This is a genomic window from Bradyrhizobium sp. 61 (assembly GCF_023073075.1).
Lineage (GTDB): Bacteria > Pseudomonadota > Alphaproteobacteria > Rhizobiales > Xanthobacteraceae > Bradyrhizobium > Bradyrhizobium barranii.
Genome location: NZ_JADPIU010000105.1, coordinates 66,470 through 82,353 on the forward strand (window position 1 = coordinate 66,470; position 15,884 = coordinate 82,353).

The following is a 15,884-nucleotide window of genomic DNA, read 5'->3' on the forward strand; positions in this document are numbered from 1 at the left end:
CAACATCGCCTGTTCGGCACGATCATTCAGGCCAAGATTGCCGCTTCGCCGCTAGAGGTGCAATTCTGTCGTATATCGAATGTCGTCACTCAACGATCATGCGAGCGTCATAAAGAATCACAAAAGCGTCATGCCGCAAGCCGCCAATGGAGCAGGCGCTGGGGCGGACACTCTACGGGGAGGGTAAACCATGGCGCTCAGGTTCCGCAGCATCGACGGCTCCAACAACAATCGTGCGGATCCCACCTTGAACCAGGCCGACACCGACTTTGCTCGGCTGGGGCCGGCAAATTTCGTCGATGGGGTCAATGAAATGACGCCAGGTCCGAATCCGCGCGAGATCAGCAACATTGTCGTGGCGCAGACGGATATTGGCGATGGCGAGGAAGGCCCGCATCTGGTGGATGACGCCGGCGTCGCGCTGTCAGGCATGATGTATGCGTGGGGCCAGTTCATCGATCACGATCTGGATCTGCAGAAGGAGGGCACAGGCACGGATGATATCTCGATCAAGGTTCCGGCTGATGATGAGTTTCTGCCGCCCGGCAGCATGATCCCGTTGACGCGGGTGGCGATCGATCCTGCGACGGGGGTCACCGGGCATCCGGCAGCCGCGATCAATACGGTGACGGGTTGGCTGGACGGCTCGCAGATCTACGGTTCCGACGCGGCCACCGCAGCGAGCCTGCGAACGGCCGACGGCTGAAGGTGTCGGCGGGAGACAATCTCCCGATCGTCGAGACCGAGCACGGCAACGTCTTTGCGGCCGGTGATGTACGGGCGCAGGAGAATCCCGACCTGACCGCCTTGCAAGTCTTGTTTGTGCGCGAGCACAATTACCAGGTCGATCGACTGCACGAGGACCATCCGAACTGGAGCGGCGACAAGCTATACGAGACGGCCAAGGCCATCACCACGGCCGAGATGGTCAACATCACCTACAACGAGTTCCTGCCGCATCTGTTGGGCGAGGACGCCATCAAGCCGTACCAAGGCTATGACCGCACGGCGGACGCGCGGATCACCGAAGAGTTTGCCGGTGCGGCCTTTCGCTTCGGTCACTCCATCGTCTCCGACGAGATCAGTGCGACCAGCAATCTGGGTGCCTTTACGTCGGAGCAGACGCTGGCGCAATCGTTCTTCGAAGACACGGCGACTTTCAAGGCGACTGGTGCGGATGGCCTGCTGCGGCATCTGTCGGGGGACCTGGCCAACCCGCTGGACGCTCACATTGTCGATGGCTTGCGAAACCTCCTGTTCGACCCTCCGGACGGCATGGATCTGGCAGCGATCAATATCCAACGCGGCCATGATCTTGGGCTGGGTACACTGAACCAAACCCGGGAGGCGCTGGGGCTAGCGCCTTACACCAGCTTCGATCAGTTCAGCTCTGATCCGGCGACGGCAGCAGCGTTCGAGAAAGCCTATGGTTCGATCGATGCCGTCGATTTGTGGGCCGGTGGATTGGCTGAGGATCATGCGCCAGGAGCCGTCATCGGGCCCACCTTCGGCATAATCATCGCCGACCAGTTCACCGCTTTGCGCGACGGCGATCGCTACTACTTCGAGAACCAGGGTTTCGATAAGCAGACCCTGAATGAGATAAAGAACACCACGCTGTCGGACCTCATTCTGCGCGACACCGATACCACTGCGATGCAGAGCGATGCCTTCGTCGCCACCGAGCGGCACAGCGGCACGCTGGGCGGCGTAGACCCGACCGGAGAAAAGGCTGCAGCAGGCATGGCGCAGCTTGTGGTCGGATCTCCCGGCAGGGATACCCTGACCGGCGGAGATCTGGATGACACGCTGGTCGCCGCGGCCGGCCGCATGACCATGACCGGAGGTGCCGGTGCCGACACATTCGAATTCGACCTTGGTGTTCTCGCAGGTAAGCACAACACCGCGGTCATCACCGACTTCGATCCCAAACAGGACAAACTGCAATTTTCGAACGACGTTCACGTCACGAAATCATCTGACCATCATGGTGGAACCCTGTTGCAGGTCGGCTCCGAGACCATCGACCTGCTGGGCGTAAAGCCGTATGAGATGCATCATCACGAATGGGGATAATGCTGGGTCGCTTCAAACGAGCGATACAGCATCATTCGGCGCCGGCGAGGCACGCCGGCGCCGTGTCGTGATCCTGTTCGTCCCGCGTCAGCCTGGGCCGGCGCCTTGCGTCGCCGTGTACACGGCGTAGAGCGACTGGCTCGCGGCCATGAACAGGCGGTTGCGCTTGGGGCCGCCGAAGCAGACATTGCCGCACACTTCCGGCAGGCGGATGCGACCGAGCAGCTTGCCCGCCGGCGACCACACCGTCACACCGCTATAGCCGACGGCGCGCCCGGCGTTGCTGGAGGACCAGACATTGCCGTTGACGTCGCAGCGCAGGCCGTCGGGCCCGCACTTCACCCCGTCGATCACGCAGTCGCTGAACTTCTTTCCATTGGAGAGCTTGTTGTCGGCGCCGACGTCGAACACGAAGATCTCGCCCTTGCCGCCGGGCCCGGTGTCGCCCGGTCCCTTGCCGGTCGAGGCGACGTAGAGCTTCTTGTAGTCCGGTGAGAAGCACAGGCCGTTGGGATCGGGCACCTGCTCCTCGGTGACGACGAGGTCGATGCGGCCACTTGGATCGATGCGATAGCAGTTGGTGGGCAGCTCGCGCTTGCCCGGCACGAAGCCGGCCGGCTGTCCGATCCGCGGATTGAGCTTGCCGCCTGCATTGCTCGGGCCGCCCGCCACGTCGGGCTCGCCTTCATAGAGCTGGCCGCCATAGGGCGGGTCGGTGAACCAGTAGCTGCCGTCGGGATGCGCGGCGATGTCGTTCGGCGAGTTCAGGCGTTTGCCCTGGTACGAATCCGCGAGCACGGTGGCGGTACCGTCATGCTCGTAGCGCGTCACCCGCCGGGTCAGATGTTCGCAGGAAAGCTGCCGGCCCTGGAAGTCGAACGAATTGCCGTTGGAATTGTTGGAGGGCGCGCGGAACACGCTGACGCGGCCGTCGTCCTCGGTCCAGCGCATCTGCCGGTTGTTGGGGATGTCGCTCCAGAGGAGATAACGGCCCTGCGCGCTCCAGGCCGGGCCCTCGGCCCACAACAAGCCGGTGTAGAGGCGCTTGATCGCGGTGTTGGGCTGCGCCAGATCGTCGAAGGACGGATCGACGGTGATGATGTCGGGGTCCGAGAAATAAGTCGTCGGCGCGCCGTTGGGACCGAAATCGCGCGGCGGGGTGGTGATCGTCGTTGGCGGTGCGGCAGGTCCGGTCTGGGCCAGCGCGGGGCCGGCTACGGTCGCCGCAGCGCCGAGTGCAAGTCCCCGCACGAGTGTTCGTCGTGAAAGCGCAGCATCCTGGTCACGCTGCTCTGGGCGTTTCATCGCGTCCTCCCGGTTATGTTCGGCTGGCCGGTTGATCCGGCCGAGCGGGCGAAGGTTAGTCCGGTCCGCGGCCGGTTGCGAGGGGCAGGTACGCATCCTCCGCGCGATGGCAGGCTTGCGAAGGCTGGAACGCGGCGGCATTGCGGCGAGGCGAGGGCAGGAGCGGCAATTCGTCCCGGTCTCGTCGTTCGGGGCCTGTCGTCGGGCTTTGTGCGGTTAACCGGTGCGGTTTTTGGGACGTGTCAAGCCTTGACCTCACGCGCGATGATGGCAGAACGTTTCCGGGGTATCAGCCGGAGTTCATTGTGTTAGCCGTTGTTGCACTGGTCATTGCGCTCGCCATCGCGTTCGCCGCCGGCTATTTCACCCGCGATTTCGCCTCCCGCAAACGACGCGCGGAGGCGCGCCGCTGGCGCGAATATACCGAGCCGGGCTGGCTCCGCGCCGCCGCACCCGCCAACACCAACGAGGCCGCCCCCGTCGCCACCGGCGAGCTCGGCCAGATGCTGGACCGTTGGGAAAGCCGGGCGCGCGCCCGCCGCGCGGGATAGCCTGACCGCAACGCGGGTGAGCGGAGCGACATCCGGGCGACCTTCCCGCATTTCGCTCCGGTCTCGCGAGTCCCTCGCACCACCCGGCGACACCGTCGTATTTTCAGCTTACGTAATTCGGATCTACCGCACGATCCGTGCGATGACGGACCGGTCGTCGCGCCGCACATTGCAGATATGGCGGCAGGTCAGTCCTCCTGACCATCTTTTGGCGTTGCAGTTGCGTCCATTTCTCGTTTAGAAACGGCCCTATCGAGCCACCCGGCAACCAACCGTCAACGGTTTTGACCGAGGATTTGAGGGCTCAAAAGGGTCTGGCAATGCTGATTCGCGGCCAAATCGATGGGATTTCGGGGGAGGTGGCTCTGGCCGCCGCCACGATCCCGGCCGCGCTGCTGCCCACCCTCCTGATTGGCGGCCTTCTTCTTACTTGCCCCTGAGGGCCGGCTGGGCGCCATGCGCCTGGGCGCTCAGGGGTTGGTCGAGATCACCGGACACCTCAAGCGCCCAGCAGACTGACGGCGCAAAAGCTCAAAAGGAATTTTGCAATGGCCCCCGTGAACAAGTCCGACAAGGACCGCGTCATCATTTTCGACACCACGCTGCGCGACGGCGAGCAGTGCCCCGGCGCCACCATGACGTTCGAGGAGAAGATCGAGATCGCCGAGATGCTCGACGACATGGGCGTCGACGTCATCGAGGCCGGTTTCCCGATCACCTCCGAAGGCGACTTCCAGGCCGTCAGCGAGATCGCCCGCCGCTCCAAGAACTCGGTGATCGCCGGCCTGTCGCGTGCCAACCCTAAGGACATCGACCGCTGCGCCGAAGCGGTGAAATTCGCCAGGCGCGGCCGCGTCCACACCGTGATCGCGACCTCGCCGCTGCACATGCGCGTCAAGCTGAACATGACGCCGGAGCAGGTGATGGAGCTCTCGATCGCCAACGTGACCCGCGCCCGCAACCAGATCGACGACGTCGAATGGTCGGCCGAGGACGCCACCCGCAGCGAGATGGACTATCTCTGCCGCATCGTCGAGGCCGTGATCAAGGCCGGCGCGACCACCGTCAATATCCCCGATACCGTCGGCTACACCACGCCCGAGGAATATGCCCGTTTCATGCGCACGCTGATCGAGCGCGTGCCGAACTCCGACAAGGCGGTATTCTCGGTTCATTGCCATAACGACCTCGGGATGGCCGTGGCGAATTCGCTGGCCGGCATTGCCGGCGGCGCGCGGCAGATCGAGTGCACCGTCAACGGCATCGGCGAGCGGGCTGGCAACGCTTCCCTCGAGGAAGTCGTGATGGCCATCAACGTCCGCAACGACGTGTTTCCGTGGTGGAACAAGATCGACACCACGCAGCTGACGCGCGCCTCGAAGGTCGTGTCGGCCGCAACCTCGTTCCCGGTCCAGTACAACAAGGCGATCGTCGGCCGCAACGCCTTCGCCCATGAGAGCGGCATCCATCAGGATGGCGTGCTGAAGGACGCCTCGACCTACGAGATCATGCGGCCCGAGATGGTCGGGTTGAAGCAGTCGTCGCTGGTGCTCGGCAAGCATTCCGGCCGCCACGCCTTCGTGCACAAGCTGGAGGAGATGGGCTACAAGCTCGGCGCCAACCAGCTGGAGGATGCGTTCACGCGGATGAAGGCACTGGCCGACCGCAAGAAGGACATCTACGACGAGGACATCGAGGCGCTGGTCGACGAGGAGATGGCGGCGTCGCACGACCGCATCAAGCTGACCTCGTTGACCGTGATCGCCGGCACCCATGGCCCGCAGCGCGCGACCATGAAGCTCGACGTCGACGGCCAGATCAGGATCGAGGAAGCCGAAGGAAACGGGCCGGTCGACGCGGTCTTCAACTGCATCAAGGCGCTGGTGCCGCATGAGGCGAAGCTCGAGCTGTATCAGGTCCATGCGGTGACCGAAGGCACCGACGCGCAAGCCGAAGTCTCGGTGCGACTGTCGCATGAGGGACGTGCGATGACGGCGCGCGCGGCGGATCCTGATACGCTGGTGGCCTCGGCAAAGGCCTATCTCGGCGCGCTGAACAAGATCGTCATGAAGCGCCAGCGCGATACGGTGACCACGGCCGCGGCAAGCTGACGCTTCATCCTCTCCAATTCATCGGCAAACGCGGCGCCCTCGGCGCCGCGTTTTTCGTTTGGCACACGATCCCGTTATGCGGGGGTGCATCGCAATAAATATGTTATTAACATGTCATGTTAACATTCCATTAACCGGCAGCGTCGCGCGCCCTTGCTGCTGGAGAATTTGGAATGCCCCTTTCCGCTGGTTCGATCGCCTTCACCGGTTTCAACGGTGACGGCAACGATAATTTGTCCTTTGTCGCCCTGACCGACATCCCGCAGGGCACTGTCATCAATTTCACCGACAGCAACTGGAACGGCTCCGCCTTCGCAACCGGCAGCAACGCCGAAAGCACGATCGCCTGGACCGCGACCGGCGCGATTCCCGCCGGCACCGTCATCGACATCAACAACATCGGCAAGGGCACGTTCGGCACCAGCGCCGGCTCGGCCACCTTCACCAACGCCAACAATACCGGCCTGTCCAACGACAGCGAGGTCGTCTACGCCTATGTCGGCACCTCGACGGCGCCGACCTTCCTCGCCGCGATCTCCAATGTCGGCTATGCGACCTCAGACGGCACGCTGACCGGCACCGGCCTCGTTGCCGGCCAGACCGCGGTCAGCTTCACCGGCGGCCTCGACATCGTCGGCTATAACGGACCGCGCTCGGGCTTCGCCAGCTTCGCCGACTACCTCGCCGCGATCGGCAACACCGCCAACTGGGCCACCCAGAACGGCAGCGGCGACCAGAGCACCGACGGCACCACGCCCGACGCGCCGTTCCCGACCACCGCCTTCACCGTGGCCGCGCCCGCCACGCAGACGATCTCGTTCTCGTCGCCGAGCGTGTCGGTTGCCGAGGGGCAGAGCGGCACCAAGACCATGACTTTCACCATTGCGCGCACCGGCGGCACCACCGGCGTGCTCAGCTTCTCCGGCAGCTTCGCCGCTGGCACCACCGATGCGGCCGATTTCGGCGGCACGCTGCCGGCCTCGACCTTCAGCGGCAGCTTCGCCGACGGTGCGTCCTCGGCGACAATCACCATCACGATCTCTGGCGACACCACCGCAGAGCCCGACGAGAGTTTTGCGCTCACGCTCACCAGCGCCAGCAATCCGGGCGCGGCGGTTACGATCGGCACCGCGACGGCGACCGGCACCATCGCCAATGACGACGGCACCCTGGTCTCCGGCAACTCGTCGAACCCGATCACGCTGGCGAACAACGATCATCTGACCGTCCTCGCCAGTGCGACCCTGTCGGGCTCGACCCCGGTCACCTGGATCGGCGGCAGCACCTCGCCCGGCGCGGTGGTCGACAATTCCGGCACCATCACCGGCACCAGCCGCGCGATCGCCACCAGCGGTTCGACCAGCGGCAGCCTCACCATCAACAACAAGGCCGGCGCCACCATCACCGCGACCAAGGATGCGGTGAAGATCTCGAACCTGGTCTCGGGCAAGAGCGGCACCTTCACCGTCAACAACGAGGGCACGATCTCCTCGACGGGGACCGGCAGCAATGCCGGCCAGGCGCTCGATCTCGACGACATCAATTCGAGCGGCGCCAATACCGTCATCAACAACGCGGCAACCGGCGTGATCTCGGCGGCCGATGCCGACGCGATCCGGCCCGGAGCCAACGCCACCATCAACAATTATGGCCAGATCGTCAGCCATAATGCCTCGGCGGCCTCGTCCGGCAACGACGCGATCGACTTCCAGTCGGTCAACGCCGGCGGCGTGGTCAACAACTATGCCGGCGGAATCATCGACGGCGCCCGCCATGCCATCACCGGCGACCAGCCGATCACCGTCAACAACGACGGCACGATCATCGGCCGCAGCGGCTCCGGCATCAACATGGACAGCGCGGCGAACACCACGACAACAGTGACCAACCGCGGCACCATCACCGGCACGGCGGTCGGCGGTGCTGACGCCGACGGCGTCGATGTCGACGGTCTGGTCTCGATCGACAATTTCGGGACGATCGCGGCGGTCGGCCTGACCAGCGGCGCCAACGGCCTCAACGAGGCGCTCGCGATCGGCGGCGGCTTCGTCCACAACGAGGTGGGCGGCCTGATCATCAGCGATCAGCGCGCGATCACCGTGGACGACAGCAATGACGGTAGCGCCTTCGGCGTCACGACCATCATCAACGACGGCACGATCCGCGGCAACAACGGCGAGGCGATCTCGATCGTCGGCACCTTCGGCGACACCGTCACCAACACGGGCGGCATTTTCGGCAGCGTCGCCACCGACGGCGGCAACGATACGCTCACCAACAGCGGCTCCATCATCGGTGACGTCTCGATGGGCGCGGGCGACGACAGCATCAATCTCGCCACCGCTTCGATCGTCACCGGCACGATCGACGGCGGCGACGGCGTCGACACGCTGGTGCTGTCGGGAAGTGGCTCCGGTTCGCTCCTTGGCACCGTCGTCAATGTCGAGAAGCTCGACGTCAAGAGCGGCGTCTGGCGGATCAAGGATGCGTCCGGCTATTCCGACATCCAGGTCGAGAGCGGCGCGGCGGTCGTGCTGGAGGGCTCGGCCAATGGAATGGTGGTTGCCGCGGGCGCCGCGCAGCTGATGTTCGGTCTGGCCTCGAACTCCGTGATCTCGGGCAATCAGTACATCCAGATCGGCGGCTCGGCCGACGGCACGACGATCGAGGCCGGCGGCGACCAGGATATCCTTGGCGGTGGTATCGCGACCAACACCACCGTGGACGGCGGCACCCAGAACGTCTTCGGCGTCGCGATCCAGACCACGGTCGCGAATGGCGGCTTCCAGCACGTTCACAACAATGCTTTCAACACCATCGTCAATGCCGGCGGTGAGCAGAACGTCTACATCGACGGCAGTGCGACCGGATCCACCATCAATGCCGGCGGCATCCAGATCGATTGGGGCTTCACGATCATCACGACGATCAGCGGCGGCGGTCAGTACGTGTTCGGGTCGGCGAGCCTCACGACGATCAATTCGGGCCTGCAGGCCGTCGAGAGCGGCGGCACGGCGTCGGATACGACGATCCATGGCGGCGGGCAGGACGTCTATCTGGGTGGAACCGCGATCAACACCACCATGGATGGCGGCGTCCAGTCGGTCTATGGCGGCACGGTGGTCCAGACCACGATCAGCAATGGTGCCCTCCAGTATCTCCACGGCAACGCGTCGATCACGACGGTCAACGCCGGCAGCCAGCAGAGCGTCTACGCCGACGGCACGGCGACCGGCACCACGATCAATGCCGGCGGAGTCCAGGTCGATTGGGGCGCCGCCAACGCCACCATCGTCAACGGCGGCGTGCAATATGTGTATGGCAGCGCGACCGGCACGACGGTCCTGTCCGGCACGCAGTACGTGCAGGCCGGCGGCAGCGCTGACGACACCACGATCGGCTCGGGCGCGCTCGCCTTTGTCCATGCGGGCGGCACGATCGACGATGTGATCTTCGCCGGTCCCAATGCCTCGCTGGTGCTGGCCCAGGTGTCGGCCTTCACGGGAACGATCTCCGGCTGGCAGGACCATGACAGTCTCGATCTCGGCGACATCCTGTTCAGCGACGGCCTGACCTCGATGGCCTATGCGCAGAATGGCGACAACATCGGCGGCACGCTGACGGTCTCCGACGGCACCCATGTCGCGACGCTGCACTTGCTCGGTCAGTACAGCGCGGCCGACTTCGCGCTGTCCTCGGACGGGCACGGCGGCACCCTGATCACCGATCCGGCGGTCGCGCAGCAGGCCCAGCTCGCGCCGGCGCTGCACGGTTGAGGTTGCGAGAGGCGGCAACGGCGATGGCAGGGTTTCCCTGCCATCGCCCTGCATGAGCCAGTCCGGCAGATTTCGCCTCCGGATACCGCATTTTTGCAAGCCGCCCCCTGCTAAGGGGCAATGGCGCCTGTGTCCGCTTCCCTATAATCCTGCCTTCAAGTCTTGAATCTAAGGCTTTGGGGGCGACGGTTCGTGCCCCACCAAAAAACGTGTGGGAGGAAGCATGCGGAAACTCATTTGGGCTGCGGCATCGGTTGCGGTCTTGACCGGGGCGTTGGCCCTGACCGCGCCGGCATCGGCCCAATCGCCGATCATCATCAAGTTCAGCCACGTCGTCGCCACCGACACGCCGAAGGGCAAGGCGTCGGAGAAGTTCAAGGAGCTCGCCGAGAAGTACACCGGCGGCAAGGTCAAGATCGAAGTCTACCCGAACTCGACGCTCTACAAGGACAAGGAAGAGCTCGAGGCGCTCCAGCTCGGCAGCGTGCAGATGCTGGCGCCCTCCAACTCCAAGTTCGGTCCGCTCGGCATCCGCGAATTCGAGGTGTTCGATCTGCCTTACATCCTTCCGGACCTGAAGACGCTGCGGAAGGTGACGGAAGGCCCGCTCGGCCTCCGGCTGCTCAAGCTGCTGGACTCCAAGGGCATCACCGGCCTTGCCTATTGGGACAACGGCTTCAAGCAGATGAGCGCCAACAAGAAGCTGGTCACGCCCGCCGACTACCAGGGCGTCAAGTTCCGCATCCAGTCCTCGCGCGTGCTGCAGGCCCAGTTCAAGTCGCTCGGCTCGCTGCCGCAGGTGATGGCGTTCTCGGAAGTCTATCAGGCGCTGCAGACCGGCGTCGTCGACGGTCAGGAGAACACCTGGTCGAACATCTATACGCAGAAGATGCACGAGGTGCAGAAGTACATCACCGAGACCAATCACGGCTACATCGGCTACGTCGTGATCGTGAACAAGAAGTTCTGGGACGATCTGCCGGCCGACATCCGCGACCAGCTGTCGAAGGCGATGAAGGAGGCGACCGACTTCAACAACGCGCAGTCGCAGAAGGAGAACGACGACGCGCTGGCCGAGATCAAGAAGAGCGGCAAGAGCGAGATCATCAAGCTCACGCCGCAGCAGGACGAGGCGATGCGCAAGGCGATGGAGCCGGTCTACAAGGACGCCGCAGGCCGCGTCGGCCAGCCGCTGATCGACGAGTTCCTCAAGGAATCGAAGAGCACGACGAACTGATCCGGATCGACCATCAATGAAGGGGCTTCCGTGCAGCCTGCGCGGAGGCCCTTTTTGTTGCAAAACATTTCAGTCTGCATCTGAATGGACATTCAGGGGAGTTACATCTTCGTAAGAACGCTCTCTCTGTCCAAGTTGTAAGTTGCGCGTCAGCCGTCCGGCGCTCATCCTCACCGGCATCCTTCCAGAGGAGGTCCGTATGAGGAAGTTCACCATCGCCGCCATCGCCGTGCTCAGCATCGCCGGCTCGGGCGCGGTCTATGCCCAATTTCATCGCCCGTGGATGGAGCACTTCCGCCACGTCCGCATGAACCCGGAGGACCGCGCCGCCTTCGTCGACGCGCGGATCGCCGCCGTCCATGCCGGGCTGAAGCTCAACGCCGACCAGGAGAAGCTGTGGCCGCCGGTCGAGGCTGCCGTGCGCGACTTCGCCAAGCTGCGCATCGACCGCGCCAACGCGCGGATGAATGCCGGCCCGGGTGACGCCGGCAAGAACGCCGACAAGCCCGAGGATCCGGTCGCCCGCCTGCGCCAGCGCGCCGAGGACATGGGCGCGACCTCCGCCGCCCTGAAGAAGATCGCCGATGCCGCCGATCCGCTCTACAAGACGCTCGACGAGGGCCAGAAGCGGCGCCTTGCCGTGCTGACCCGCCACCGTGGTCCGTTCGGCGGCGGTGGGGACGGCCCGTCCCGACACTTCATGGAACGGGGCATGGACCGCATGATGGAGCGCGGCATGGACCGCTTCCACGGCGACCGTTTCGACCGTGACGGCGGCCCGGACCGGGATCGCGAGGGCCGGCTCTGAGCCACCCCGTATTTCCCGAGGAATTAACCCCGGGATTGGCCTTGGCGAAGCCGCTGGAATCCAGCGGCTTTTCGCATTTTCGGGCCTCTGGAAGAACCTTGGAAAACATGCGCCACATCGCTTGCCATACCCGGATCGCTTTGCTAAACGACCGGCCTCGCAAGGCATTGACCGCCTTTCGGGCGCATAGCTCAGTTGGTAGAGCAGCTGACTCTTAATCAGCGGGTCCCAGGTTCGAGCCCTGGTGCGCCCACCATATAAATCAAGACCTTAGCGAGAGAGACCGTTTGAGAGGGCCGAACTAAAACGGTTTTTCAAACGGTGTTTTTGACGGCCGGTCGGCGAGACCACTCTCGGCATTGTGATCTGCTCTACTCGTCGCGGCAGAGGCCAAGGCGACTAGAAGGCCGCCTGACAGAACCGCTTCCTCAACTTTGTATTGGGTCAGAGCCGCCCGACGTAGCCGGCATATTCCCACTTCTGTTCAATGTCATCGGCGACGCATTGGGGCAGCTGGGCCGCGCTCCCATCGAAATAGTGCTTGAAGTCGACGTGGACCCTCATGTTGTCCGGGCGGTAGGCCGCCATGCGATCGTAGAGAAGAACGGACGCCGCCTCGAAACGCCGATAGACCGATTTGTGCATCGGTGATCTCGATTCTTCCGTCTCGGAATCGATCGGCAGGTCACGAACCCCGACCTTGAGGAAGCCTCCCGCCTGCTCATTGTGCTGGGGACCCACGGGATTGGGCGACAGCCGTAGCACACCGCCGTCGTGTTTCAGGCCGTCCGGAATGAGCGAAGCTCCGGCGAGTAGCCAGTTCAGCGCAACGTCTGAGAGCCGCGCCTCATTCTCGAGATAGCCGCCGCCGACGTCGGCGTGGACGCCCGGAAACCAGACCTGCTCGAAGTAAAGATTGCCGTGCGCGTCGCGTTGGTCCTGCTTCTCGGCCGTAGGCGACCAGCCGACGCGCTTGAAATCGGCGCGGTTCTCGTCGATCGAGATCGCATGTTTGGCGTAGCCCACGTTGGGATTGAGGGTCGTGTCGTAGAATTTGTGCTTTGGCGGAGCGAAATGCACGGTCTGAAGGCGCTTCCAGAATCCATAGCCGGGCAAGGATGGCGCGATCTTCAGATAGTTCATGAGAAAAGCAATCAGCGCTGTGGCGATGCCGAGGTAGCTCAGAATCCAGGCCACCCATCCGGCCCATGGAAAGACCGGCTGAAGGAAGCCACCGAGCCAGTGCAACCCGATCAGTAGCGCAATGCCGGCGGTCACGAGCGCCGCGCCCAGATATTTGTGGCCGAGGGCGGCGACAGTATCGAACACGCCGATGAAGAAGGGAAAAACGTTCGCGTGCTCGGCGCCGTTGACGGTGGTTGTACTGCCGTACTGCTGTCTAAATTGTGCAGCGATTGCATCTCGAGTCTCCAGCAGGAACCGCCGGTATCCAAGAATCTTGCGCGAGTAGGATGGACAGAATTGATAGACATCCTTGACCGCATGCTCGGCCAGCTTGTGGATGCTCTTTGGATCGCGGCGCAAGGGCGAGCCATCGGGCATATGGCGAGGGACGCCGCAATAGGTCATGACCCCTGCAACCGATCGGACCGTGTAGGCGCCCCGGCTGAAACCGATCAGGAAGATCCGATCGCCTTCCTCATACAGGGCGATGATCGCGGCGTAGCAATCGACAATGTTCCGAGTGATCCCGAGGCCCGTCGCCATGCTGGCGAGATTGTACAGCCATCGCATCCAGCCAATCTTGAAATGACCGCCATCAGACGCAGAACCGAGACCGGCATCGTAGAAGGCGACCTGTTCGGATGGTTCGACCTTCGTGTCCGGGCCGACGCGGCAGGCGCGGTAGAGCTTGTAAACGTTCGTCCGCGCTTCGTCGAAATTGATGCCGCCGGCCTGACCTGTGCCGTCTGAAAAGATCACAATATTCTTCGGCATTGCACACCATCCCCCAAAGTGCGCCAAACGCCGTTCTATACCAAAGATTGTGGCTGCCGGGTGTGAACCAGCTGACATATCCACGCATCTCTAGCGGTATTTAAGTCAGCTGAGCATCAAGTCGCCCAGATCCCGTAAACGGCCCGCTTGGATTTGGCGGCTAATTTGCCACGGCAAGCCGGTCCCTAGATCTGACGTCCCCAGGTTAGCTCGTCATGCCTGACGCGTGGGTGATTGCCTCCGGACCCGCAGCGTCGCCTCTGCGAGCTGCGCAATATGTACGCATGTCCACCGACAATCAGAGGTACTCGACCGAGAATCAAGCGGAAGTCATTGCCGCTTATGCCCAGAGCCGCAATGTATCAATCGTAAGGACCTATTCGGACGAAGGGCTCAGTGGCCTTTCGATTGACGGGCGCGACGGCCTAAAGGCTTTAATCGCCGACGTCGAAGGCGGACGCGCGGATTTCGACTGCATTCTTGTCTACGATGTCAGCCGATGGGGTCGCTTTCAGAATACAGATGAAAGCGCCTACTATGAGTTCATCTGCATGCGCGCCGGGATCACCGTCCATTATTGCGCCGAAGAGTTCGAGAACGACGGTAGCTTCGCTTCCAGCATCCTCAAGGTGAATAAGAGAGCGGCGGCCGCCGATTTCAGCCGCGGGCTGTCAAAGAAGGTTTTTCTCGGCCAGTCGCACATCGTGCGGATGGGATTCGGTCGCGGCGGCATGCCGGGCTACGGGCTGCGGCGGCAGCTCGTCGAGGAAAATGGCGCCATCAGGCAGACGCTCGAATACGGGCAGCAAAAATATCTTCAGACCGATCGGATCAAGATCATCCATGGGCCCGACGCCGAGGTCGAAACCGTCAGGCGCATGTTCAATGCGGTCGCGTTGGAAGGAAAGCATCCCGGCGATATCGCCGCCGAACTGAATGCGAAGCAAATCCGCACGACACGAGGCCGCTGTTGGGACCCCGAGACGATCCGGAAGATCCTTACCAACGAGGTCTACACCGGCAGCCTTATCTTCAATCGGGCCTCTTTCAAGTTGAAGCAGCGCCGCGTCAACAATCCCCGCGATATGTGGATCAGATGCGAGAACGCCTTCCCAGCCATCGTTTCAGTGGAGCTGTTCAACCAAGTGCAGGAGGTCATGCGGGCGCGGCGTGAGCAACGCAGCAACCAGGAGGCCATCGATCGACTGGCGGCGCTAGGGCGCGAAAAGGGTCGTCTCTCCGTAGCAATCATCGCCGCGGCCGATGGTATTTTGTCGGCCGAAAGCTATCGGCGACGTTTCGGATCGTTGGTCGCGGCCTATTCACTTGCCGGCTATCAGCCGGAGTCCTATCAGCGCCGCGCCGAGACAACCGCAAGGTTCCGGGAGCGTTTGATCGCCATGGCTGATGAAGTGGCAACCAGGATCAATGCTCTCGGTGGTCTGGCCGTCCACGATGGCAAATCCGGCATCGTTAGCTTGGGCGATGGTTGCCGCATCGCGGTCGGATCGGCGCGCGCAGTGACCAGCGGCGCGGATCGCGTGCGCTGGACGATCTTCGCCGATCGTCGGGCGGACGCCGAACTCACGCTAATCGTCCGAATGGACCCTGCCAACGATCTGGTCGCTTCTTGCTACGTGCTGCCGACTCACGACCTTGCGCTGGCAAAGGGGAGGGTACTGCGTATTTCAAATCCTGTCTTCGCACAGGCCTGCGGCTACCCAACCCTCGATGCATTCTGCCGACTCTGTGCCGGTTATGACGAGAGGACAGCCGCTTGAAGAGCCGCCGCAAGATCGAATCCATACCCATCGCCGCGATCAAGGTGCTCAATCCGCGAAATCGGAGCCGTGCACGGTTCAAGGAGATTGTCCAAAGCATCGAGACGGTTGGCCTGAAGCGGCCCATCACGGCGAGCAAACGAGAGATGGCGAACGGGTACGAGCTGGCATGCGGCCAAACGCGGTCAGCGCTCGGGGCACGAAAGCTCCGTTATCGTCGAGCTCTCGCAATCAAGCGATTCGGAGGAGCTGTCATGAGGCAATACGTCGGCCTGGATGT

Annotated in this window: 11 protein-coding genes and 1 tRNA gene; 10 read left to right on the forward strand and 2 right to left on the reverse strand. The window is 63.0% G+C overall.

All coding sequences use genetic code 11. The features are described from left to right. The first annotated feature begins 190 nt into the window (after nt 1-190). Together IVB46_RS44790 and IVB46_RS40865 are read left to right on the forward strand one after the other, a co-directional pair. Entirely contained in the window at nt 191-706 is a 516-nt protein-coding gene (locus IVB46_RS44790) for a peroxidase family protein (RefSeq protein WP_253075438.1), read from the forward strand. A gap of 2 nt (nt 707-708) precedes the next feature. Further along, nucleotides 709-2,076, forward strand: a complete 1,368-nt coding sequence (locus IVB46_RS40865) for a peroxidase family protein (protein ID WP_346016164.1) — start codon at nt 709-711, stop codon at nt 2,074-2,076. A gap of 87 nt (nt 2,077-2,163) precedes the next feature. Here the strand turns inward: IVB46_RS40865 and IVB46_RS40870 are convergent, their stop codons facing one another. Beyond that, on the reverse strand, nt 2,164-3,381 hold the full coding sequence (locus IVB46_RS40870) for an SMP-30/gluconolactonase/LRE family protein (RefSeq protein ID WP_247303830.1): 1,218 nt from the start codon (nt 3,379-3,381) through the stop codon (nt 2,164-2,166). Between the two features lie 305 nt (nt 3,382-3,686). Between IVB46_RS40870 and IVB46_RS40875 the strand changes: the two genes are divergently transcribed. The 6 genes from IVB46_RS40875 to IVB46_RS40900 all read left to right on the forward strand — a co-directional run bounded on the left by IVB46_RS40875 (nt 3,687) and on the right by IVB46_RS40900 (nt 12,120). Next, on the forward strand, nt 3,687-3,932 hold the full coding sequence (locus tag IVB46_RS40875; RefSeq protein ID WP_247303828.1) for a hypothetical protein: 246 nt from the start codon (nt 3,687-3,689) through the stop codon (nt 3,930-3,932). Nucleotides 3,933-4,480: 548 nt separating this feature from the next. Then, entirely contained in the window at nt 4,481-6,043 is a 1,563-nt protein-coding gene (locus IVB46_RS40880) for a 2-isopropylmalate synthase (RefSeq protein ID WP_166343489.1), read from the forward strand. A 173-nt stretch (nt 6,044-6,216) separates the two neighbouring features. Then, nucleotides 6,217-9,819, forward strand: coding sequence for a hypothetical protein (locus IVB46_RS40885; protein WP_247303827.1), 3,603 nt, complete (start codon nt 6,217-6,219; stop codon nt 9,817-9,819). Nucleotides 9,820-10,042: 223 nt separating this feature from the next. Then, nucleotides 10,043-11,056 carry a TRAP transporter substrate-binding protein gene (locus IVB46_RS40890; protein ID WP_247303825.1) on the forward strand — a complete coding sequence of 338 codons (1,014 nt, stop codon included), beginning with the start codon at nt 10,043-10,045 and terminating at the stop codon, nt 11,054-11,056. 199 nt (nt 11,057-11,255) lie between these two features. Then, nucleotides 11,256-11,864 (forward strand): Spy/CpxP family protein refolding chaperone, encoded by a 609-nt coding sequence (locus IVB46_RS40895; RefSeq protein ID WP_155794966.1) that lies wholly within the window; start codon nt 11,256-11,258, stop codon nt 11,862-11,864. Nucleotides 11,865-12,044: 180 nt separating this feature from the next. Further along, nucleotides 12,045-12,120: transfer RNA gene (locus tag IVB46_RS40900), tRNA-Lys, on the forward strand. A 188-nt stretch (nt 12,121-12,308) separates the two neighbouring features. Here IVB46_RS40900 and IVB46_RS40905 read toward each other — a convergent pair. Then, a complete protein-coding gene (locus IVB46_RS40905) occupies nt 12,309-13,901 on the reverse strand; it encodes a DUF2235 domain-containing protein (protein WP_247345437.1) in 1,593 nt (530 codons plus the stop codon). 137 nt (nt 13,902-14,038) lie between these two features. Here IVB46_RS40905 and IVB46_RS40910 point away from each other — a divergent pair, with 137 nt between their 5' ends. Together IVB46_RS40910 and IVB46_RS40915 are read left to right on the forward strand one after the other, a co-directional pair. Next, nucleotides 14,039-15,604 (forward strand): recombinase family protein, encoded by a 1,566-nt coding sequence (locus tag IVB46_RS40910; protein ID WP_256468710.1) that lies wholly within the window; start codon nt 14,039-14,041, stop codon nt 15,602-15,604. Next, a partial coding sequence (locus IVB46_RS40915; protein ID WP_247345444.1) for a ParB N-terminal domain-containing protein occupies nt 15,601-15,884 on the forward strand: 284 nt, incomplete at its 3' end. The genes IVB46_RS40910 and IVB46_RS40915, both read left to right, overlap by 4 nt.